Here is a 22,247-nt window from a genome sequence, read left to right as displayed (position 1 = left end):
TGGCGGCGCGTTGCGCCTTATCCGGGCTACCCGTTTCGAACCCGGCCTGGCGAAGCGCAGGCCGGGGGAGTCAGGTACGCTTGTACAGCGGCAGCCACAGGGTTAAGCGCAAGCCGCCCAGCGGGCTGTCGTCGGCTTTCACCCAACCGCGATGCTGCTGGATTGCCGCTTCGACAATCGCCAGCCCCAGCCCGGTACCGCCAGACTCGCGATCGCGCGCCTCATCGGTACGGTAGAACGGACGGAAAATCTGCTCGCGATCCTCCGGACTTACGCCCGGGCCGTCATCATCGACGTTAACCGTGATGCCATCTTTATCCACCGAGAAGCTTACCGAAATTTTGGTATGCGAGTAGCGCAGCGCGTTACGCACGATATTCTCCAGCGCGCTTTCCAGCGCATTGGGGTTACCGTACAGCGGCCAGGGCCCCGGCGGATACTCGACGGTGAACGATTTCCCCATCTGTTCGGCTTCAAAGGCGGCGTTATCCAGCACCTCGCCCCACAGCTGGTTGGCTTTCACCGTCTCGCTGACCAGCGCGGTTTTCGCCTGATTGCGCGACATCACCAGCAGGTCGTTGATCATGCTATCCAGCCGGTGCGCTTCCATCTCAATCCGCTCCAGCTCTTTGCTTTCCCCGCTGCGGCGGCGCAGCAATGCGGTGCCTAACTGCAGGCGGGTCAGCGGCGTGCGCAGTTCGTGCGAGATATCGGACAGCAGACGATGCTGGCTGGACATCATGCGCTCCAGCGCGGTCACCATCTGGTTAAAACTGGTCCCGGCGGCTAAAAACTCCTGCGGACCGGCTTCCAGCTCCGGATGCTGACGCAGGTTGCCCTGGGCGACTTCATCGGCGGCATTTTTGAGCTTACGCGCGGGTTTCGCCAGGCTCCACGCCAGCCATAGCAGCAGCGGGGCGCTGACTAACATCGTGACGATGAGCAGCAACAAAGGCCGGTCGAACAGCAGATTGATGAAGTCTGATTGTGAGGTATTAGCAGGGCGAATCAGATAGAGCTGGTAGTTATCTTCTCCATCCCTGACGGAAAAAGGCCCGACCATTTCCAGACGACCATAGCGTTTTTTCTGCGGATGGTCGGCGTTATCCGCCTGGCCGATAAAGTTGCGGATAATCTGCATTTCGTTGCGTTCCGCGCCGATGACGCGACCCTCGCTGGTGACCAGCAGCAAACGCTGGCCCGGCGGAGCCCACTTATCGATAGCGCGAAACAGACGACGCCACCACATCAGGTCGTTCGGCGGATCGTTCGCCAGTTCGGCCTCGACGTGCTGTTCAATCATGATGCCCTGACGTTGCTCGCTCTCCAGCAGCTCGGTCATCTGGCGCGAGTCCAGCTTGGGCAGCATCAGAACCAGCATCAACACCAGCGCCAGCGTGAGCCAGAAAATAGCGAAGATGCGTGCGGTTAAACTTCCAATCATGAAGCCGATACCATCAGATAGCCGCGTCCGCGCAGCGTTTTAAACCACGGATGGCCGTCCTTGCGCTCCGGCAGCTTACGCCGCAGGTTGGAGATGTGCATATCGATTGCGCGGTCGAATGGCGTCAGGCGTTTACCTAATACTTCCTGGCTAAGATGTTCACGCGATACCACCTGGCCAAGATGCTGCGCCAGAAGATAGAGCAGGGTGAACTCGGTGCCGGTCAGTTCCAGGGTCACGCCATCGAAGCTGGCTTCCTGGCGACCGGGGTTAAGGCTTAGCGCATCCACTTCCAGCGTCGGTGAACCGGCTTCGGTTGTCTGCTGCTGCTCGCTCCAGTGCGATCGGCGCAGAATAGCGCGTATACGCGCTACCAGCTCACGATCGTTGAACGGCTTAGGCAGATAATCGTCCGCGCCCAGCTCGAGGCCGAGAACGCGATCCAGCTCGCTCCCGCGGGCCGTTAGCATGATAACCGGGGTCTGGTGCGTCTGACGCAACTCTTTGAGTGTATCGATACCGTTTTTCTTCGGCATCATCACATCAAGCAAAAGTAAATCGATGCTGTCGTCCAGAAGGGCCAGCGCCTGTTCCCCGTCATGGGCTACGAGCACATTAAAACCTTCCATATCGAGCAGCTCTTTTAACAGGGAGGTGAGCTCCCGGTCATCATCTACTAACAGGATTTTATTCATTGTTTAAATACCTCCGAGGCAGAAATTACGTCATCAAGGCTCGCTAATCCATGACTTTACGTTGTTTTACACCCCCTGACGCATGTTTGCAGCCTGCATCGTAAACTCTCTATCGTTGAATCGCGACACAAACGTTTTGGGAGTATGTGATGCGCAATGTTATCGCTGCCGTCATGGCCTCAACGCTGGCGCTAAGTGCATATAGCCAAGCCGCTGAAGTCGTCACCAGCGTTAACTGGCTCCCCGGAGACGAAGGGGTCCAGCGCAGCAGCCAGAGCCATATGTTTGACGGCATAAGTTTAACTGAACACCAACGGCAACAGTTACGAGATCTTATGCAGCGGGCACGCCACGAAAGGCCACCCGTTAATGTTAGCGAAATGGAGACAATGCATCGCCTTGTCACCGCAGAAAATTTTGATGAAAACGCTGTACGCGCTCAGGCAGATAAGATGGCGCAGGAACAGGTTGCCCGCCAGGTTGAAATGGCAAAAGTTCGCAACCAGATGTACCACCTGTTAACGCCAGAGCAGCAAGCGGTTTTAAACGCTAAGCACCAGCAACGAATGAACCAGTTGCGTGAGGTTGCAAGGATGCAAAAAGGCTCAGCGATGATGCTTTCGAGTAGTAGCAATACCCTGCAACCCCAGTAACAACCCTGTTTTCCTTGCCATAGACACCATCCCTGTCTTCCCCCACATGATGTGGGGGTTTTTTTTTGCCTGTTATTCAGCCTCTTCCCGGCTCCCCGTCGCGGTAAATTATCGGGTTATACTAAGCGCATCGCGAAGTAAGGAGCGTTTATGAATCAATCCTATGGGCAGCTGGTGAGTCGCGCGGCGATTGCGGCGACGGTGATGGCCTCTGCGTTACTTTTAATTAAGATTTTTGCGTGGTGGTATACCGGCTCAGTGAGTATTCTGGCGGCGCTGGTTGATTCGCTGGTGGATATCGCCGCCTCGTTAACCAACCTGCTGGTGGTGCGTTATTCGCTACAACCCGCCGATGAAGAACATACCTTTGGTCACGGCAAGGCGGAATCGCTGGCCGCGCTGGCGCAAAGCATGTTTATTTCCGGATCGGCACTGTTTCTGTTCTTGACGGGTATTCAGCATCTCGTGCGGCCTGAGCCGATGAACGCGGCGGGTGTCGGGATGGTAGTGACGCTGGTTGCGCTGATAAGCACGCTGGTGCTGGTGACCTTTCAGCGCTGGGTGGTGAGAAAAACGCAAAGTCAGGCGGTGCGGGCGGATATGCTTCATTATCAGTCTGATGTTATGATGAACGGCGCAATTCTGGTGGCGCTGGCTCTCTCATGGTACGGCTGGCATCGTGCTGATGCGCTGTTTGCATTAGGTATAGGCGTCTATATTTTATATAGCGCGCTGCGCATGGGTTATGACGCCGTTCAGTCGTTATTAGACCGCGCGTTACCTGATGAGGAACGCCAGGAAATTATCAATATCGTGACCGCATGGCCAGGCGTCAGCGGGGCGCACGATCTACGTACGCGGCAGTCAGGGCCGACTCGCTTTATTCAGATTCATTTGGAAATGGAAGATAATCTCCCGCTGGTTCAGGCACATGTGATTGCCGATCAGGTGGAGCAGGCGCTGTTGCTCCGATTCCCGGGTTCCGATGTGATTATCCACCAGGACCCCTGTTCGGTGGTGCCGTTAGCGCAGCAGGGTGTTTTATGATCTTTAAGTTGTTATCTGTAAACTCGATGTAAAAATGTGGGGCGGATCGGCATTATTTGTATAAATTACCGCCATTTGGTCTGACCTGAATCAATTCAGCCAGAAGCGTTTGATATACTATTGCAATTATCGTTGTGCACTCCTGGTGAGGGGCGCTTCAGGCAACAGGATTATTTTTTGCTTCCTAAGTTCAGAGGTAGTCATGATTAAGAAAATCGGTGTGTTGACAAGTGGCGGTGATGCCCCGGGCATGAACGCAGCAATTCGCGGCGTTGTGCGCGCGGCATTAACGGAAGGTCTGGAAGTTTTTGGAATCTATGACGGTTACCTCGGCCTGTATGAAGATCGCATGGTTCAGCTCGACCGCTACAGCGTTTCCGATATGATCAACCGCGGCGGCACCTTCCTGGGTTCGGCGCGTTTTCCAGAATTCCGCGAAGAACATATTCGCGCCGTCGCGATTGAAAATATGAGAAAGCGCGGCCTCGATGCGCTGGTAGTCATCGGCGGTGACGGTTCTTATATGGGCGCCGTACGCCTGACTGAGATGGGCTTCCCTTGCATCGGTCTGCCGGGCACCATCGACAACGATATTAAAGGCACCGACTACACCATCGGTTTCTTTACCGCTCTGAGCACCGTGGTTGAGGCTATTGACCGCCTGCGTGATACTTCTTCCTCTCACCAGCGTATTTCCGTTGTTGAAGTGATGGGCCGTTACTGCGGCGACCTGACCCTGGCGGCAGCCATCTCCGGCGGCTGCGAATTCATCATGGTTCCTGAGGTTGAGTACACTCGCGACGATCTGGTTGCTGAAATCAAGGCGGGTATCGCGAAAGGCAAAAAACACGCGATTGTGGCGATCACCGAGCATATGTGCGACGTCGACGAGCTGGCTCACTATATTGAGAAAGAGACCGGCCGTGAAACTCGCGCAACCGTACTGGGCCACATTCAGCGCGGCGGCTCCCCGGTTCCTTATGACCGTATTCTGGCATCCCGCATGGGCGCGTACGCGATTGACCTGCTGCTGCAGGGATTCGGCGGCCGTTGCGTCGGTATTCAGAACGAGAAGCTGGTTCACCACGACATCATCGACGCTATCGAAAACATGAAGCGTCCGTTTAAAAGCGACTGGCTGGATTGCGCTAAGAAGCTGTACTAAGCTCAGACGCCAACAAAAAGGCCTTCTCAGAGAGAAGGCCTTTTTTATGGGCGGGACACGCTACTCAATATCCAGAGCATCCTCCGAAAGGATGATCCCGGTGTTATCGGCGTAGAGATGGTCGCCGGAAAAGAAGGTGACGCCGCCGAAGTTGACGCGAACGTCGCTTTCGCCGATGCCTTCCCCTGCGGCGCCAACGGGAATGGCGGCCAGCGCCTGGATACCGATATCCAGATCTTCCAGATCGTCAACCTGACGCACTGCGCCATAGACGACCAGCCCCTCCCACTCGTTTTGTACGGCCAGACGCGCCAGGTCAGCGTCAATCAATGCGCGCCGAACGGAACCACCACCGTCAACTAACAGGACATGGCCACGACCGTTCTGTTCGAGCATATCGTAGAGCAACCCGTTATCCTCGAAACATTTTACCGTGATGATTTGTCCACCAAACGACGAGCGCCCCCCAAAGTTGGAGAACAGAGGTTCCACGACGTTGACATCTTCCTGGTAGATGTCACAAAGCTCGGAAGTATCGTATTTCATAGGCTTAACGTTCAGTTGCTGCGAGAATTTTCAGTATATCTCGTGAATCGTGCTGTTGGCAAAATCATCAATTGTTAATTGATATTTGTCAGTTAAGCCGCGAGTCGGCTGCAAATAATCCCGATAACAAACAGCAGGTTGGTTAACAGGGCGCCTTTTACGGTTCTTTCCAGCATTGGGCGCATGGCGACCGGATCGCGCTCGCGCATGACATAACGCGCCTGCTTAACCAGCAGCGGGGTGGCCAGCAGGAACAGCCAGCCCCACGGATTATGCAGTGAGATCAGATTAAACAGCGCCAGGCATAGCAGCGCGCCAAGCAGCAGGCAGGCATGATAGCGACGAGCGTTAACCGGCCCGAGGCGTACCGCAAGGGTGTTTTTACCGTTTTCACGATCGCTGTCGATATCACGCAGATTGTTAATATTCAGCACCGCCGTCGCCAGCAAACCGCAGGCCGTGGCGGGTAAGAAAATGACCGCTTCCACGCTGTGCGCCTGAAGATACCAGCTTCCCACGACGCTCAGCCAGCCGAAGAAAATCAGCACTGAAATATCGCCAAGGCCGATGTAGCCGTAAGGACGGGTGCCGACGGTATAGGTAATTGCAGCAACGATTGAGAGTCCGCCAAGCACCATAAAACCGATAAAATCGGCCATGGTTTGCCAGGCCAGGAATAGCAGCGCCAGGCCAGAAAGGCAAATCAGCGCTACGGTGAGTATCAACGCGCGTTTCATCTGCGCCTGGGTAATTGCCCCTTTCTGCATGCCGCGAAGGGGGCCGATACGGTCGGGCTTATCGCTGCCTTTTACCGCGTCGCCATAATCATTGGCCAGATTGGAGAGGATTTGCAGTAAACCGGCGGTAATGATTGCCAGCAGGGCAACCCAGGGATCGAAACTTCCCTGATGCCAGGCCAGAGCGGAGCCGACAATAATGGCGGCAAAGGCCAGAGGCAACGTTTTGGGGCGCAGGCTTTCCAGCCAGGCCTGAGTGCGAGTGATAGCGTGTTCGGTCATAAGTCCCGGCCAATAAAAAATGGGGCTCTACCCTTCATACGTCAAGCTGCAGGTGCGTTGGCTACGCTCATTCAACCCAGCCATGTACTCAGGTACACTGCCGGGAAAAATGAGGGCACTCAGCCAAAGGCCGCCTTGCGACAACTCGAATTATTTAGGGTATCTATAGCCCCATCTATAGTGATGAAAATATATTGAACCGGATTATAAGATAAAACGACTCAGATCTTCATCTGCCACCAGAACATCCAGATGCTTACCGACATATTCCGCATCAATGGTGACGGTTTGGCCATTCATTTCGCTGGCATCGTAGGAGATATCTTCGATCAGACGCTCCAGGACGGTATGCAGGCGACGCGCGCCGATGTTCTCGGTGGTTTCGTTGACCTGCCAGGCAGCCTGCGCGATACGCTTGATGCCGTCATCCGTGAATTCGATATTGACGCCTTCGGTGGCCATCAGCGCTTTATACTGTACGGTGATGGACGCGTTCGGCTCGGTCAGAATACGTTCGAAGTCGTGGGTGGTCAGCGCTTTCAGCTCAACGCGAATCGGCAGACGACCCTGTAGTTCAGGAATCAGGTCGGATGGGCTGGCTACCTGGAACGCGCCGGAGGCGATAAACAGGATGTGATCGGTTTTCACCATGCCGTGCTTGGTGGAAACGGTGCAGCCTTCAACCAGCGGCAGCAGATCGCGCTGTACGCCTTCACGAGAGACATCAGGACCGGACGAGTTGCCGCCGCGCTTACAAATTTTGTCGATCTCATCGATAAACACGATACCGTGCTGTTCAACGGCGTCGATGGCATCCTGCTTCAGCTCTTCCGGATTGACCAGCTTAGCCGCTTCTTCTTCGATCAGCAGCTTCATCGCGTCTTTGATTTTCAGCTTACGCGGTTTTTGCTTCTGTCCGCCCAGGTTCTGGAACATCGACTGCAGCTGGCTGGTCATCTCTTCCATGCCCGGAGGGGACATGATTTCTACGCCCATCGGCGCGGCGGCGAGGTCGATCTCAATCTCTTTGTCGTCGAGCTGCCCTTCGCGCAGTTTTTTACGGAAAGACTGGCGCGCGGCGGAGGGTTCCTGAGGCTGTTCAGCCTGGCCCCAGTTGTTTTTCGCCGGTGGGATAAGCACGTCGAGGATGCGCTCTTCCGCCAGCTCTTCGGCACGGTAGCGGTTTTTATCGATGGACTGCATGCGTACCATTTTGATCGCCGCATCGGTCAGATCGCGGATAATCGAGTCCACTTCCTTACCAACATAGCCCACTTCGGTGAATTTAGTGGCTTCCACCTTGATGAACGGCGCGTTGGCGAGCTTTGCCAGACGACGGGCGATTTCTGTTTTACCGACGCCGGTCGGACCGATCATCAGAATGTTTTTTGGCGTGACTTCGTGACGCAGCTCTTCGTTGAGCTGCATACGACGCCAGCGGTTACGCAGAGCGATGGCGACGGAGCGCTTGGCTGCGTCCTGGCCGATAATGTGTTTGTCCAGTTCGCTGACAATTTCGCGTGGGGTCATTTCAGACATGGGAGATCCTTACGCTTTAGACGGTAATTCTTCGATGGTATGGAAGTGGTTGGTATAAATGCAGATATCACCTGCAATATTCAACGCTTTCTCTGCGATATCGCGTGCGCCCATATCGGTATTTTCCAGCAGGGCGCGAGCCGCGGCCTGGGCGTAAGGACCGCCGGAGCCGATAGCAATCAAATCATTTTCTGGCTGCACCACGTCACCGTTACCGGTGATGATGAGGGATGCGTTTTCGTCAGCCACGGCCAGCAAGGCTTCCAGCTTGCGCAGCATGCGGTCGGTACGCCAGTCTTTCGCCAGCTCAACGGCGGCTTTCACCAGATGGCCCTGATGCATTTCCAGCTTACGTTCAAACAGTTCGAACAGCGTGAAGGCGTCAGCGGTGCCGCCCGCAAAGCCGGCGATCACTTTGTCGTTGTACAGGCGGCGCACTTTTTTCACGTTGCCTTTCATTACGGTGTTGCCCAGCGTAGCCTGGCCATCACCGGCAATAACGACATGGCCATTACGGCGAACACTTACAATTGTAGTCACGAGCAGACCCCTTGGTTGCAAAAGCGGAATAGGGGCCCCGCGGTTTACGCGGGGCAGAATGCAATTATAGATGGGGGGGTTTTTAAGGGTTTCAACCCCTGGCGGCGAGACGAATGCAGTTTGCGTGTCCGGCCATCTTCAGCCGTTCAATCATATTGCTGGCGTTTTCTTTGCCCTTCAGCGGCCCAATCACTACGCGGTTCCAGCCGTTATTGGTGGTGATATGCGAGGCGAAGCCTTCAAACGCCAGCTGCGCGCGAACGGTCTCCGCCTGCTCTGCGCCTTTAAAGGACCCGCACTGGATCATCCAGCTGCGATCGTCTTTTTTCTCCGCGGTAGCGGTTTTAGGCGCTTCTTCAACGCGGGTTACCGGCGCGGCGGCCTGCGTTTTTGGCTGGGCGGTGCTGGTATGCGCCGGCGTTTGCAGCAGATCCTGATACGGCTGCTGATTCGATGCCGTTTGCTTCGGCTGCTGCTGTACCGGTTTGGCCTGCTCGACGGCCCGAGGCTGCGTACGCGGTTGCTGTACCTGCGTCTGGGCCTGCGCTAACTGCTGTTGCTGCACCTGCTGTTGCGCTAAACGCTGACGCTGTAGGGTTTGCTGGCGCTGCGCCGGGGTTTGTTCATTCCACGGCACCTCGGTCAGCTGCGTAGGCTGCTGACGCATATCAGCCTGCATTTGCGCTAACAGCTGGCGCTGCTCGTCCGTCAGCTGCTCCGGTTTCATGACTTCACCGCCTGCCGTGGGTTCCGTAGGCGCGCGGACGCCGGGCTGGCGACTCTCCAGCTCTTTAATATAGCGCCAGCGTTCTTCGGGCTTCGGCGGCAAGCCATTGCCCGCCGCCTGGCGATTCTGCAGCGCTTCAGCTTCTTCTTTCTTGTGGTGCGTGATGAAGTACAGTCCACCGATAAAGGCCACCAGCACCGCCGCGGCGATCGCCACCATAGCAGGTGAAACCGCCGAAAGGCCGCCTTGCTTGTTCCTTGAGCTTCGGGAGTTGCTCTTTTTGCGCCGCGAAGAAGCCGGTTGGCTGCGGCGTACATAATCTCGTTGTGCCACTATCGTTTCGCTGTCTTATTCGTTTTTCAGCCCGCCATGTTACTTAAGCGGCGGGCCTTTGACCAGAAGAGCAGGCCCGAAAGCCTGAAGATTATGTTCGGATTTTGCGCGTACTGCCGCGAACGATAAGCTCGCAGTCGAGCAATCGTGACCCGCTGCTGACGCTGTGGCCGTGCAGTTGATCCAGTAAAAGTAGCATCGCTTCGCGGCCAATATCAAAACGTGGTTGCGAGACCGTCGTCAATGGCGGATCGCAAAATTCAGACAAAGAGATGTTATCAAAACCAATAATAGACAGATCTTCAGGAACTTTCAGGCCGCGACGCTTCGCCAGCGATAATGCGCCCAGCGCCATGATATCGCTATGGCAGAAAATCGCCGTCGGTGGTTCCGGGAGCGTCAGCAACTGCTCCAGGGCGTTGGCGCCGGCTTCATAGGTAAAATTACCGCGGGCGATATAGTGCGGATCGACGGTTATTCCGCTCCGGCGTAGCGCCTGGACATAGCCCTGCAGGCGGTAATGGCATAACGGCATCTCTTCCGGACCGGCGATACAGCCAATGCGGCGATGCCCCAGTTCGTGCAGATAGTTAACGGCGTTGAACGCGGCGGTGAGGTTGTCGATATGCACCGTCGGCAGTTCCAGCTCGGGAGCGAATTCATTGGCCATGACCATCGGCGGCAGGTTGCGCTGTTCTTCTACGCCCGCATCGAAGGGCAGACGAGAGCCCAGCAGCAGCATGCCGTCGATCTGCTTGGTAATAATCAGGTCAATAAAGGTCTTTTCCTGACGATTCTGATGGGCGCAATCGCCAATCAGTACCAGATACTCTTGCTCCGCCGCGGTGACTTCAATGCCGCGAATAATCTCGCTAAAGAAGGGATCGCAGATATCCGGCACTATCACCAGAATGGTGCGCGACTCGTTGCGTTTCATGTTGCGCCCGAGCGATTGCGGTAAATAGCCGACTTCAAGCGCGGCCTGTTCAACCCGGTTGCGCGTGCTCTGCGAAACCTTATCCGGGTTCATTAACGCTCGGGATACGGTTGCCGTGGAGACGTTTGCCTTCTGGGCGACGTCTTTCATGGTGGCGGCAACGATCTGTTTTTTGGGCTTCACCTGTTTTCTCCTCGCTGGCTTGCGCAGACACATCCCTGGCGTTCTGACATCAGCCACATTTTTAACAGATAGTACATCCAGAGAGTTACAGAATTTTCATGAAAAACGTGATGGTGGTTGAATTTTTCGATCCGCCTCGCAACAGAAGCCTTAACCTTCAATAGGATCGACATCCAGAACCCATTTCACTTTTCGCGCTTCCGGCAGCGTGTTGATCAACGCCAGCGTCCCGCTGACGATATGCTGTAGCTGACTACGCGACGGATGCTGCAGGAGTATTTGCCAGCGCCAGCGGCCTCCGCGCTTTGGCGCCAGCGCCGGAACCGGACCGAGCACCCAGAGCTTGTTATCCGCCAGCGGGCTGGCCTGCAGTAAATTCCGCAACTGCTGTAAAAAGAGCGGCGCCTGCTGATTGTTATGGTCTTCGGCGCGAATCAGCACGTGGCTGGTCCACGGCGGCAGCTGCATGCTTTGCCGCTCCGCCAGCGCCTGCTCAGCAAACGCGTCGTATCCTTTATAGAGGAGCGTTTGCAGCAGCGGATGTTCAGGATGATGGGTCTGCAGGATCACCTCGCCCTGTTTGCCGGCACGGCCTGCGCGGCCCGATACCTGGGTATAAAGCTGAGCGAAGCGTTCCGCCGAGCGGAAATCGGCGGAGAACAGCGCACCGTCAACGTCCAGCAGGGAAACCAGGGTGACATCCGGGAAGTGGTGACCCTTCGCCAGCATCTGTGTGCCGATAAGAATGCGCGCGCCGCCGCGATTAACATCGGCAAGATATTGCTCAAGCGCGCCTTTGCGGCTGGTGGTATCTCTGTCGATACGGGAAATCGGGATATCGGGGAACAGCGGTCCCAGCGCCTGCTCAAGCTGCTCAGTGCCCAAACCTACCGGCACCAGATGCGTAGAGCCGCAGGAGGGGCACTGGCGCGGGATCGGACGCTGGCTGTCGCAGTGGTGGCAGCGCAGATGATGCTGAGCCTGATGCAGCGTGTAGTAGCTGTCGCAGCGCGGGCACTCTGCTATCCAGCCGCAGTCGTGGCACAACAGCGCCGGCGCGAATCCGCGGCGGTTCAAAAACAGAATGACCTGGTTATCGGCCTGCAGATGCTGGCGCATGCGGCTAATCAGCGTCGGGGACAGCCCGGCCTGCAGCTGCTGGCCTTTTAAATCCAGGACATGCTGTTGAGCCGGCCGCGCATTTCCCGCGCGCCTGGTCAGCTTGAGCTGGCGATACTTGCCCTGGCGGACGTTATGAAGCGTTTCCAGCGCCGGGGTTGCCGTGCCCAGGATGATCGGGATTTGCTCGCTGTGGGCGCGCCAGACCGCCAGATCGCGCGCATGGTAGCGCCAGCCCTCCTGCTGTTTGTAAGAGCTGTCGTGCTCTTCATCGATCACGATTACCCCGAGGTCTTTAAAAGGGGTAAATAGCGACGAGCGGGTTCCAATCACAATCGCCGCTTCGCCGTTTTTGGCTTTTAGCCACGCGGAGAGGCGCTCGCTGTCGTTCAGCCCGGAGTGCAGGACCTCTACCGGGGCGTTAAAACGGTGGCGGAAACGGGCGATTGTCTGCGGCGTCAGGCCGATTTCCGGCACCATTACCAGCGCCTGGCGCCCCTGCGACAGCACGTTTTCAAGGACGCTCAGATAAACTTCCGTTTTGCCGGAGCCGGTGATCCCGGCCAGCAGCCAGGCGGAAAAACGGTCCGAGGCGCTATGAATCGCGCCAACGGCGGTGGCCTGTTCGGTATTAAGCCGCAGGCGCTCTCCGGGCACCGAGAAGCCTGTTCGCCAGTCGGTGATAGCGGGCGCTTCGCTGGCGAGTTCGGCAAGGCCTTTACCCCGCAGCGCCTGCAGCGCGGCATCGTTAAATTCCAGTTCGGCAACCTGATGGCGCCAGATTTTTCCCTGACGCAGCGCCGCCAGCGCCTGCTGCTGTTTGCGCGAGCGCTTAAGGCTGTTGATATCAACCGCTTGCCCCTGTTCGGTGGCAAACCAGTACCACATTGGCGCCGCGCTGGCGGGCTTCCCCTGGCGCAGCATGATCGGTAGCGCGTGAAACAGAACATCGCCGATGGGGTGGTGGTAATAGTCCGCCGCCCACAGCAGCAGCCGCCAGACTGAAGAGGAGAAGACCGGCTCGGCATCAAGAACTTCGGCCACCGGCTTGAGTTCGTCAAGCGGCAGCTCGCTGCGTTCGCTGACTGCCGTCACGATACCTATCCGCTCCTGCTTGCCGAACGGAACGCGCACGCGACAGCCCGCTTTGACCGGCATACCTTCAGGCAGCAAATAGTCAAAAGTGCGGGGCAGCGGAACGGGCAGGGCAACATGAGCGACGGGCATTTAATCTTCCTGACTTGAAATCTGGCGGGTTAGTATACACATTGTGATAAGGGCTCGCGGATCAGTTTGCATATGCTGGTCAAATTCTGTATGATTCGCCGCCTTTGATGTGCTTCGTGCAGCATCAAAATCTATTACCCGGTAGTGTAATCGCTCCGGGAATTATTAACATCGCGTGGTGTCTGGCGTTAGGGCTGGAAGAGCGACGCGGCCTTAACTGAGGTTCTCCCATGAAAAAAGATATTCATCCGAAATACGAAGAAGTTACTGCTTCCTGCTCTTGCGGTAACGTCATGAAAATCCGTTCTACCGTAGGTCACGACCTGAACCTCGACGTGTGCGGTAAATGCCACCCGTTCTACACTGGCAAACAGCGTGATGTTGCTACCGGTGGTCGTGTTGACCGCTTCAACAAGCGTTTCAGCGTACCGGGTACCAGCAAGTAATTTGCTGAAGAAGCCGCCTCAGGGCGGCTTTTTTGTCTCTGCTTTACAGAGGATAGCAGTATCGATTCAGACAGCTTTTATTCTCTTCTACCGCCTTCATCACGCTTCCCGCCGTCAGTTTTAACGAAGTGTTCATGGCCATTCCCGCGCTTTCCAGTCCCTTTGCCGTCCATTTATTACAGGTATTAAATATCCCGTAGCGGCCGTTTGCTGCGTAAAACTGGCTGTCGCCGTAGATCCCTTTTTTCAACGGTATCAGCTCCCCTCGTTCATTACGGGCAAAGCTGCGACCGATGTAGCGCAGCAGGCTATTATTCTGGCCCGGGGTAAGGCTTAATGCCGTCATTGCGCTTGCGGAAAAATAGCTTTCGGGCGCTCCTGAAAAGGCGACTACGTGCATTACCGCGCCGGATGACCAGAACATAGCCTGCAGCGTAAGTCGGGTGGTTATCTCCTGCGATTGATAAAAACCTTTATCGCCCCAGCCGATCTCATACCACTGTTCCCGCTGAGGAAAGCGTACTTTAAGCTGCGGCAGAATTTTGTTCACGTCATTGGCGGCCAGGATGATCCCGGTGTGCCAGCCGTGATTGACGAGATAGATTTCTGGCCCGGACGACGGTTTTTCTGGCATCGGTTTGATGGCCTGAGGATAGGTGGCGCAGCCGTAAAGCAGGAAGACTATCCAGGCAACAAGCAGATTTTTCACGATCAATTACCTCGGGAACAGAGGCCAGTTTTTTCAACGGTTCCCAGCTGCGGCGCGTCAAATAGCGCCTGCGGCGAGATGACGGTTTCGTCCATCGGGATCGCCTGACCGTAACGCTCTCTGAGTCTGGCACGAACGAGCGGCGATCCGAGGTCGAACTCGCTCAGCTTTTGCAGCGGCGTGTAAACCACGGGCCCGATGGCTTCAAAGACGTAAGGTTTTTTATTACTGATCACCACCATACCGGTGTGGCTGTAAGCGGAATGGGTCGCCAGCTGAATGGCTTTGCTTTGCGATAGGCGGGAGATTTGAAAAACGATATCGCCGGTTTGCGGCACCCAGGCGTGCGCCGGAAAGGCCGACGCCAGGCTCAGCGCCAGTACGCAGTATTTCATGGCATAACATCCTTGTTATCCAACTAAAAAGAGCGGCTGGTTTACCCCGCCGCCCTGAGTGATTTTAGTATTCCCACGTATCCGGGTCGATGCCCAGTTCGCGCATAATCTCTTTTGCCGCTTCCGGGATTTCATCGCTGCGCTCTTTACGCAGGTCTTCATCGTTAGGCAACGGTTGACCGGTAAAGGCATGCAGGAACGCTTCGCACAGCAGTTCGCTGTTAGTCGCGTGACGCAGGTTGTTCACCTGACGACGCGTGCGTTCATCGGTGAGGATTTTTAACACCTTCAGAGGAATGGAAACCGTAATTTTTTTTACTTGTTCACTCTTCTTACCGTGCTCAGCGTATGGGCTGATATATTCGCCGCTCCATTCAGCCATGAGTTACCTTTAATCCTCTATTCATTAGTTAAGGGCCTGAACGTGGGTCCCGGCCATAATTGCGCGTAGTTTACCGTAGAGGGGCGCGTCTGACACCAAACAAGCCGCCACGGATGTGCGCTAATGCATATAATTTTAACGGCTATTTCCGGTTTGCTCAATCTATACGCAAAGAAGTTTAGATGTCCAGATGTATTGACGTCTATTATAACAATGATTACTCTGACACCTGACTTTTCACCGACTCAGCCAGGAACTCCCCAACATGACGCGTAAACAGGCCACCATCGCAGTGCGTAGCGGTTTAAATGACGACGAGCAGTACGGTTGCGTTGTCCCGCCCATTCATCTTTCCAGCACCTATAACTTCACCGGATTTAACGAACCGCGCGCCCACGACTACTCTCGTCGCGGTAATCCGACACGTGATGTTGTGCAGCGCGCGCTGGCGGAGCTGGAGGGCGGCGCAGGAGCGGTCCTGACGAATACCGGGATGTCGGCAATTCTGCTGGTGACTACCGTCTTCCTGAAACCGGGCGATCTGCTGGTGGCGCCTCACGACTGCTACGGCGGCAGCTACCGTCTGTTTGATAGCCTGGCGAAGCGTGGCTGCTATCGCGTGCTGTTTGTCGATCAGAATGACGAACAGGCGCTGCGCGCCGCACTGGCGGAAAAACCGAAGCTGGTTCTGGTCGAAAGCCCAAGTAATCCATTGCTGAGAGTTGTGGATATTGCGAAAATCTGCGGTCTGGCGCGTGAGGCTGGAGCGGTCAGCGTGGTTGATAACACCTTCCTGAGCCCGGCTTTGCAGAATCCGCTGGCGCTGGGCGCCGATCTGGTGTTGCATTCATGCACCAAATATTTGAACGGTCATTCTGATGTGGTGGCCGGGGTGGTTATCGCCAAAGATCCGGCGACCGTCACCGAACTGGCATGGTGGGCGAATAATATCGGCGTCACCGGCGGGGCGTTTGATAGCTATCTGCTGCTGCGTGGTTTACGTACGCTTTCTCCGCGTATGGAAGTGGCGCAGCGCAACGCGCTGGCGATTGTCGACTACCTGAAAACCCAGCCGCTGGTGAAAAAACTGTACCATCCGTCCCTGCCGGAAAACCAGGGGCATGAGATTGCGGCGCGTCAGCAAAAAGGCTTTGGGGCGATGTTAAGCTTCGAGCTGGATGGCGATGAGCAGACGCTGCGTCGTTTCCTGAGCGGGTTATCGCTGTTTACGCTGGCGGAATCGCTGGGCGGCGTGGAAAGCCTGATTTCTCACGCCGCGACGATGACCCATGCGGGCATGGCGCCTGAAGCGCGTGCGGCCGCCGGGATCTCAGAAACGCTTCTGCGTATTTCGACCGGTATTGAAGATGGTGAAGATTTAATTGCCGACCTGGAAAATGGCTTCCGGGCAGCAAACGAGGAATAAACATGAGTGTGATTGCGCAGGCAGGGGCGAAGGGTCGTCAGCTGCACAAATTTGGTGGGAGTAGTTTAGCGGATGCGAAATGTTACCTGCGCGTCGCGGGTATCATGACGGAGTATTCGCAGGCGGGCGATATGATGGTCGTCTCCGCCGCCGGCAGTACCACCAACCAGTTGATCAGCTGGCTGAAGCTCAGCCAGACCGATCGCCTCTCTGCGCATCAGGTGCAACAATCGCTTCGTCGTTATCAGATGGAGCTGATTTCCGGACTGCTTGCTCCGGACGCTGCCGACGCGCTAATCGCCACGTTTATTCTGGATCTTGAACGCCTTGCCGGGCTGCTTGATGGCGGCGTAACGGACGCGGTCTATGCCGAAGTCGTCGGCCACGGCGAAATCTGGTCGGCCCGCCTGATGGCGGCGGTGTTGAATCACCTGGGCGTAGAAGCCGCCTGGCTGGATGCGCGTAGCTTCTTACGCGCCGAGCGCTCCCCACAGCCGCAGGTGGATGAAGGTTTATCCTATCCGCTTTTGCAGCAGCTGATAGCGCAGCATCCGAATAAACGCCTGGTTGTAACCGGCTTTATCTCGCGTAACAACGCCGGGGAAACCGTACTGCTCGGGCGTAACGGTTCCGACTATTCCGCCACCCAGATCGGCGCGCTGGCCGGGGCGTCCCGCGTCACTATCTGGAGCGACGTGGCCGGGGTCTACAGCGCGGATCCGCGCAAAGTGAAAGATGCCTGCCTGTTACCGCTGCTGCGTCTTGATGAAGCCAGCGAACTGGCCCGTCTGGCGGCTCCGGTACTGCACGCCCGTACGCTGCAGCCGGTTTCCGGCAGCGATATCGATTTACAATTACGCTGTAGCTACACCCCGGATCAGGGCTCTACGCGCATCGAACGCGTACTGGCTTCCGGTACCGGCGCGCGAATCGTTACCAGCCATGATGATGTCTGCCTGATTGAGTTCCAGGTGCCCGGCGGCCAGGATTTCAAACTGGCGCATAAAGAGCTGGACGCGATTTTAAAACGCGCTCAGCTGCGTCCACTGGCGGTTGGCGTACATGCCGACCGTAAGCTGCTGCAGTTCTGCTACACCTCTGAAGTCGCCGACAGCGCCCTGAAGCTGCTCGACGAAGCGGGGTTGCCGGGCGAGCTGCGCCTGCGTCAGAAGCTGGCGCTGGTGGCGATGGTCGGCGCTGGCGTGACCCGTAACCCGCTGCACTGCCACCGCTTCTGGCAGCAGCTAAAAGGCCAGCCGGTAGAGTTCACCTGGCAATCAGAAGAGGGGATTAGCCTGGTCGCGGTGCTGCGCGCCGGGCCGACAGAAAGCCTTATCCAGGGCCTGCATCAGTCGCTGTTCCGCGCGGAAAAACGCATTGGTCTGATACTGTTTGGTAAAGGCAACATTGGTTCCCGCTGGCTGGAGCTGTTTGCTCGCGAGCAGACCACGCTTTCCGCCCGCACCGGGTTTGAATTCATCCTTGCCGGCGTCGTGGATAGCCGCCGCAGTCTGCTCAATTATGAAGGGCTAGACGCCAGTCGCGCGCTGGCTTTCTTTAATGATGAGGCCGTTGAGCAGGATGAAGAGTCGTTGTTCTTATGGATGCGCGCGCATCCGTATGATGATTTAGTGGTGCTGGATGTAACCGCCAGCGAGCAGCTGGCCGATCAGTACCTCGATTTTGCCAGCCATGGCTTCCACGTTATCAGCGCGAATAAGCTGGCTGGCGCCAGTAGCAGCAGTAAATATCGCCAGATCCACGATGCGTTCGAGAAAACCGGGCGCCACTGGCTGTACAACGCCACCGTCGGCGCCGGTCTGCCGGTCAACCATACGGTGCGCGATTTGATTGATAGCGGCGATACCATTTTGGCGCTGAGCGGTATTTTCTCCGGCACTCTCTCGTGGCTGTTCCTGCAGTTTGACGGCACCGTACCGTTTACTGATCTGGTCGATCAGGCCTGGCAGCAGGGGCTGACGGAACCGGACCCGCGCGTCGATCTTTCCGGGAAAGACGTCATGCGTAAGCTGGTGATCCTGGCACGAGAAGCGGGCTACGACATCGAGCCGGATCAGGTGCGCGTAGAATCGCTGGTGCCCGCCCACTGTGAAGAAGGTTCGGTGGATCACTTCTTCGAGAACGGTGAAGCGCTGAACGACCAGATGCTGCAGCGTCTGGAAGCAGCGCGCGAGATGGGGCTGGTGCTGCGCTACGTGGCGCGTTTTGACGCCAACGGTAAAGCTCGCGTCGGCGTGGAAGCGGTGCGCGAAGAGCACCCGCTGGCGGCGCTGCTGCCGTGTGATAACGTCTTTGCCATTGAGAGCCGCTGGTATCGCGATAACCCGCTGGTGATCCGCGGCCCGGGCGCTGGTCGCGATGTGACCGCCGGGGCGATACAGTCGGATATCAATCGTCTGGCGCAGCTGCTGTAAGCGTCGCGTTATACTCTTGAGCCAATGAGACCAGTATTTGCGTCACCCGCCCTGCTGAAAACAGGGCGCTTTGCGTGAACTCGGGTCTCTTTTCCAGCCAGGTTGTGAAGCGTCGGCTGGCCGCGAGGTCAGGGGGCGAGGCGTTCTCGTCCGGCGTTCCGGCAAGCTGGCAGACCATTTTTCGGTTCTCTCCCTGCGTCCAGAGCTGCCACGGATTTTGCCACCAGCCATGATGCGTTTTGCCCTGCAGCCGCCACGGTGCCGAACTGGCGGGGTTGTTTATCTCTTCCTCCACATACCACAGCTCTCCTTTCCGCTGGCGAAACAGAGGCGCCCAGGCAACGATCGCCGCACCGCGTAAAAAACATTCATGAGCAATGATGTGCGTTTTTATCGCTGGAAAACGACGGCTGAGCAGCTTGAAATGACCGTGTGCGGCGATGACCGGGCGCAGAATGGCGCCGCGAGAATGACGCTTTGGCGCGGCGCTGCCGTACTGTATCTCATCGAATTGACTGCGCTGTAAAAAGCCCGCTTCGGTCTGAGAGATTCGCTGAACGATATCGCCCGCAATGCCCTGAGGCGCTTCTCTTCCCCGCCAGCGATAGCGTAGTGATGCGCCAACCGGAAAAGGCGTGAAGTTCGACGAAAGATGGAGAACATTGCCGCGTACGGCGTCGAAGCTGAGTAAGAGATAGAGTTTCTGCCCGGCCTCATGGCCCTGAAACGGCACAATCAACGGTACGCTGCAGATATGCTGCGGGTACTCCATTACCGGGCTATGGTGATGTTTTGGCGTCCAGACTTTTTCACAGCGGCGGCACTGAAGCCGCTGGGTTCCCTTCGGATTGTAGCCATAGCGAATTATATCTCGCCGATAACAGGCCGGGCAAAAATAGCCAGAGCGCCGGGCGTTATCCGTCAGATAGGCGGCCAGCCAGGGTCGGAACTCATCATCATTAAACAGCGGTGGATAGCTGCCGCAGGCTGCGCAGTACAGCGCGGGATAACCCAGCCGATAGTCCGGAAAACGGTAGTCGGCCGCAGAGGATAAACCCAGGTTACGGCAACCGTAGGTTTTACAGGCGTTAATGGTAAAAAGAGTCTCCACGAGCGGGCCAGCACCAACGATTTTTGCAGGTCGTTAATTTTGCCCTGCTCAGGTTGCATACAAATGTGAATACTCTCACATAAAAAAGTCTTTCAGAACGTAACTTAGCGCTTCTTGACCTCTCTGAAAGGAACTCCGATGAAATTAAAAACAATTAGCGCCGCCCTCCTGCTGACTTTGCCTTTCTGGGCCTGCGCCAAAGATGTCACCCTCATTTACACCAACGATCTCCATGCCCACGTCGAACCCTATAAAGTGCCGTGGATTGCCGACGGTAAACGGGACATCGGCGGCTGGGCGAATATCACCACGATGGTTAAGCAGGAAAAGGCGAAAAATAGCGCGACCTGGTTTTTTGATGCCGGCGACTATTTTACCGGACCCTATATCAGCAGCCTGACAAAGGGCAAAGCAATTATCGATATCATGAACACCATGCCCTACGATGCGGCGACGATAGGTAACCATGAGTTCGATCACGGCTGGGACAATACGCTGCTCCAGCTTAGCCAGGCGAAATTCCCGATTGTGCAGGGCAACATTTTTTATCAGAACAGCGATAAAGCGTTCTGGGATAAGCCCTATACCATTATCGAAAAAGAGGGCGTGAAAATCGGCGTGATCGGCCTGCACGGCGTTTTTGCCTTTGACGATACGGTATCCGCCGCAACGCGGGTGGGTATCGAAGCGCGCGACGAGGTGAAATGGTTACAGCACTATATCGATGAACTGAAAGGTAAAGTGGATCTGACCGTAGCTCTGATTCACGAAGGCGTCCCGGCACGCCAGTCGAGTCAGGGGGGGACCGATGTACGGCGTGCGCTGGATAAAGATATTCAGACCGCAAGCCAGGTCAACGGGCTGGACATTTTGATTACCGGCCATGCCCATGTCGGCACGCCGGAACCGATTAAAGTCGGTAATACGTTAATTCTTTCTACCGATAGCGGCGGCATCGACGTAGGGAAACTGGTGCTGGATTATCAGGAAAAACCGCATCAGTTCACCGTGAAGAACTTCGAGCTGAAGACTATCTATGCCGATGAGTGGAAACCTGACCCGCAGACGCAGCAGGTCATCGACGGCTGGAATAAAAAGCTGGATCGCGTGGTGCAGCAGGTTATTGCTCAAGCGCCGGTCGAGCTTACTCGCGCTTATGGCGTCTCTTCACCGCTGGGCAACCTTGCCGCGGATGCCTTGATGCAGGCGGCAGGTAAGGAGACGCAGCTGGCGTTAACTAACTCAGGCGGTATTCGTAATGAAATTCCCGCCGGGGCAGTGAGCATGGGAGCCGTTATCAGTACCTTCCCGTTCCCTAACGAGCTGGTCACCATGGATTTAACCGGGAAGCAGCTACGTAGCCTGATGGAGCATGGCGCGGGATTAAGCAACGGCGTGCTGCAGGTCTCCAGAGGCCTGGAAATGAACTACGACAGCAGTAAACCGGTGGGCCAGCGCGTCGTATCGTTTTTGCTCAATGGTCAGCCGATTGAAGATGACACGGTTTATCATATTGCCACCAACAGCTTCCTTGCCGATGGCGGCGATGGTTTTGCCGCGTTTACCCAAGGGCAAGCGCGTAATACTTCCGGCGGCTACTACGTTTCAAATGCGGTAGTGGACTACTTCAAAGCCGGAAATAAGGTGACGGACGAGCAGCTTAACGACATGCGTGTCGTCGATGTGAAGAAATAGTCGTTTCAGGCCGGGCGGTTAGTCCGGCCTGCCGATCGCTGCGCTGCGAAAACTTCTTTAGCGGCAAACAGGCCATTCAGGGCCGCCGGGAATCCGGCATAGACCGCCATTTGCATGATAACTTCCGTCATCTCTTCTTGCGTCAGACCGACATTTAATCCGGCGGCGATATGCACTTTTAGCTGCGGCGCGGCGTTGCCGAGAGCCGTAAGCGCCGCGATGGTCGCGATTTCCCGGCTGCGTAAATCGAGCCCTGGCCTGGCGTAAATATCGCCGAAGGGAAACTCAATCAGATAGCGGGCGAAATCGGGGGCAATATCCTTCAGGCTATTGACGACGGCATCACCGCCTTTGCCATCCACGCGCTGTAGCATTTCTTGTCCGATAGTAAAACGTTCGCTGGTCATCGCTTTTTCCTCAGTGTGATTGTGCATAGCGATGAAGGTTAGGGAAGTTTACCGGGCTTGAGTAATA

General features: G+C 56.2%; 20 protein-coding genes and 1 pseudogene. 7 read left to right on the top strand and 14 right to left on the bottom strand.

Annotation, left to right across the window (positions count from 1 at the left end):
- Positions 1 to 70: 70 nt before the first annotated feature.
- The gene (cpxA, locus tag ACSIPU_RS25030; RefSeq protein WP_004107505.1) at positions 71 to 1,444 is read right to left on the bottom strand and encodes an envelope stress sensor histidine kinase CpxA; all 1,374 of its coding nucleotides are present in this window, start codon (positions 1,442 to 1,444) and stop codon (positions 71 to 73) included.
- Positions 1,441 to 2,139 (bottom strand): envelope stress response regulator transcription factor CpxR, encoded by a 699-nt coding sequence (gene cpxR, locus ACSIPU_RS25025; RefSeq protein ID WP_004107514.1) that lies wholly within the window; start codon positions 2,137 to 2,139, stop codon positions 1,441 to 1,443. Before cpxR ends, cpxA begins: the two co-directional genes overlap by 4 nt.
- Before the next feature lie 149 nt (positions 2,140 to 2,288).
- Between cpxR and cpxP the strand changes: the two genes are divergently transcribed.
- The 3 genes from cpxP (at position 2,289) to pfkA (ending at position 5,004) form a co-directional block, all read left to right on the top strand.
- On the top strand, positions 2,289 to 2,792 hold the full coding sequence (cpxP, locus tag ACSIPU_RS25020; RefSeq protein ID WP_004107516.1) for a cell-envelope stress modulator CpxP: 504 nt from the start codon (positions 2,289 to 2,291) through the stop codon (positions 2,790 to 2,792).
- A gap of 150 nt (positions 2,793 to 2,942) precedes the next feature.
- The gene (gene fieF / locus ACSIPU_RS25015; RefSeq protein ID WP_004107519.1) at positions 2,943 to 3,839 is read left to right on the top strand and encodes a CDF family cation-efflux transporter FieF; all 897 of its coding nucleotides are present in this window, start codon (positions 2,943 to 2,945) and stop codon (positions 3,837 to 3,839) included.
- A 202-nt stretch (positions 3,840 to 4,041) separates the two neighbouring features.
- Entirely contained in the window at positions 4,042 to 5,004 is a 963-nt protein-coding gene (gene pfkA / locus ACSIPU_RS25010; RefSeq protein WP_004107521.1) for a 6-phosphofructokinase, read from the top strand.
- A gap of 60 nt (positions 5,005 to 5,064) precedes the next feature.
- Here pfkA and rraA read toward each other — a convergent pair whose 3' ends face one another.
- From rraA to priA, 7 genes are all read right to left on the bottom strand, one after another.
- A complete protein-coding gene (gene rraA / locus ACSIPU_RS25005) occupies positions 5,065 to 5,550 on the bottom strand; it encodes a ribonuclease E activity regulator RraA (RefSeq protein ID WP_004107523.1) in 486 nt (161 codons plus the stop codon).
- A 92-nt stretch (positions 5,551 to 5,642) separates the two neighbouring features.
- Entirely contained in the window at positions 5,643 to 6,569 is a 927-nt protein-coding gene (menA, locus tag ACSIPU_RS25000; protein ID WP_004107525.1) for a 1,4-dihydroxy-2-naphthoate polyprenyltransferase, read from the bottom strand.
- Positions 6,570 to 6,773: 204 nt separating this feature from the next.
- Complete coding sequence (gene hslU / locus ACSIPU_RS24995; RefSeq protein WP_004107529.1) at positions 6,774 to 8,108, bottom strand: HslU--HslV peptidase ATPase subunit; 1,335 nt, start codon at positions 8,106 to 8,108, stop codon at positions 6,774 to 6,776.
- A gap of 9 nt (positions 8,109 to 8,117) precedes the next feature.
- Entirely contained in the window at positions 8,118 to 8,648 is a 531-nt protein-coding gene (hslV, locus tag ACSIPU_RS24990; protein ID WP_004107530.1) for an ATP-dependent protease subunit HslV, read from the bottom strand.
- A gap of 91 nt (positions 8,649 to 8,739) precedes the next feature.
- Positions 8,740 to 9,708 (bottom strand): cell division protein FtsN, encoded by a 969-nt coding sequence (gene ftsN / locus ACSIPU_RS24985; protein WP_071530263.1) that lies wholly within the window; start codon positions 9,706 to 9,708, stop codon positions 8,740 to 8,742.
- 91 nt (positions 9,709 to 9,799) lie between these two features.
- Complete coding sequence (gene cytR, locus ACSIPU_RS24980) at positions 9,800 to 10,828, bottom strand: DNA-binding transcriptional regulator CytR (protein ID WP_004107539.1); 1,029 nt, start codon at positions 10,826 to 10,828, stop codon at positions 9,800 to 9,802.
- A 150-nt stretch (positions 10,829 to 10,978) separates the two neighbouring features.
- A complete protein-coding gene (gene priA / locus ACSIPU_RS24975) occupies positions 10,979 to 13,174 on the bottom strand; it encodes a primosomal protein N' (RefSeq protein WP_196558204.1) in 2,196 nt (731 codons plus the stop codon).
- A gap of 230 nt (positions 13,175 to 13,404) precedes the next feature.
- Here priA and rpmE point away from each other — a divergent pair, with 230 nt between their 5' ends.
- A complete protein-coding gene (gene rpmE / locus ACSIPU_RS24970) occupies positions 13,405 to 13,620 on the top strand; it encodes a 50S ribosomal protein L31 (RefSeq protein ID WP_004107543.1) in 216 nt (71 codons plus the stop codon).
- A 43-nt stretch (positions 13,621 to 13,663) separates the two neighbouring features.
- Here rpmE and ACSIPU_RS24965 read toward each other — a convergent pair whose 3' ends face one another.
- From ACSIPU_RS24965 to metJ, 3 genes and pseudogenes are all read right to left on the bottom strand, one after another.
- The gene (locus ACSIPU_RS24965) at positions 13,664 to 14,329 is read right to left on the bottom strand and encodes a TIGR02117 family protein (protein ID WP_023321850.1); all 666 of its coding nucleotides are present in this window, start codon (positions 14,327 to 14,329) and stop codon (positions 13,664 to 13,666) included.
- A gap of 6 nt (positions 14,330 to 14,335) precedes the next feature.
- A pseudogene (locus ACSIPU_RS24960) lies at positions 14,336 to 14,724 on the bottom strand (YiiX/YebB-like N1pC/P60 family cysteine hydrolase).
- A gap of 64 nt (positions 14,725 to 14,788) precedes the next feature.
- The gene (metJ, locus tag ACSIPU_RS24955) at positions 14,789 to 15,106 is read right to left on the bottom strand and encodes a met regulon transcriptional regulator MetJ (RefSeq protein ID WP_004107547.1); all 318 of its coding nucleotides are present in this window, start codon (positions 15,104 to 15,106) and stop codon (positions 14,789 to 14,791) included.
- 265 nt (positions 15,107 to 15,371) lie between these two features.
- Between metJ and metB the strand changes: the two genes are divergently transcribed.
- Positions 15,372 to 16,532: a cystathionine gamma-synthase gene (gene metB / locus ACSIPU_RS24950; protein WP_004107548.1), complete on the top strand. Its 1,161-nt coding sequence runs from the start codon at positions 15,372 to 15,374 to the stop codon at positions 16,530 to 16,532.
- A gap of 2 nt (positions 16,533 to 16,534) precedes the next feature.
- Entirely contained in the window at positions 16,535 to 18,967 is a 2,433-nt protein-coding gene (locus tag ACSIPU_RS24945; protein ID WP_004107549.1) for a bifunctional aspartate kinase/homoserine dehydrogenase II, read from the top strand.
- Here the strand turns inward: ACSIPU_RS24945 and ACSIPU_RS24940 are convergent.
- Positions 18,942 to 20,078 carry a hypothetical protein gene (locus tag ACSIPU_RS24940; protein WP_032729194.1) on the bottom strand — a complete coding sequence of 379 codons (1,137 nt, stop codon included), beginning with the start codon at positions 20,076 to 20,078 and terminating at the stop codon, positions 18,942 to 18,944. The genes ACSIPU_RS24945 and ACSIPU_RS24940 overlap by 26 nt on opposite strands.
- Before the next feature lie 138 nt (positions 20,079 to 20,216).
- Between ACSIPU_RS24940 and ACSIPU_RS24935 the strand changes: the two genes are divergently transcribed.
- Positions 20,217 to 21,773, top strand: coding sequence for a bifunctional metallophosphatase/5'-nucleotidase (locus ACSIPU_RS24935; protein WP_032729197.1), 1,557 nt, complete (start codon positions 20,217 to 20,219; stop codon positions 21,771 to 21,773).
- 5 nt (positions 21,774 to 21,778) lie between these two features.
- Here the strand turns inward: ACSIPU_RS24935 and ACSIPU_RS24930 are convergent, their stop codons facing one another.
- Positions 21,779 to 22,180, bottom strand: a complete 402-nt coding sequence (locus ACSIPU_RS24930; RefSeq protein WP_004107552.1) for a carboxymuconolactone decarboxylase family protein — start codon at positions 22,178 to 22,180, stop codon at positions 21,779 to 21,781.
- Positions 22,181 to 22,247: the final 67 nt, after the last annotated feature.

Source organism: Klebsiella sp. HN106 (assembly GCF_051209435.1).
Taxonomy (GTDB): Bacteria; Pseudomonadota; Gammaproteobacteria; order Enterobacterales; family Enterobacteriaceae; genus Klebsiella; species Klebsiella oxytoca.
Note: the sequence above shows the minus strand (reverse complement) of the source record. Positions and strands in the feature narration are given on the sequence as shown.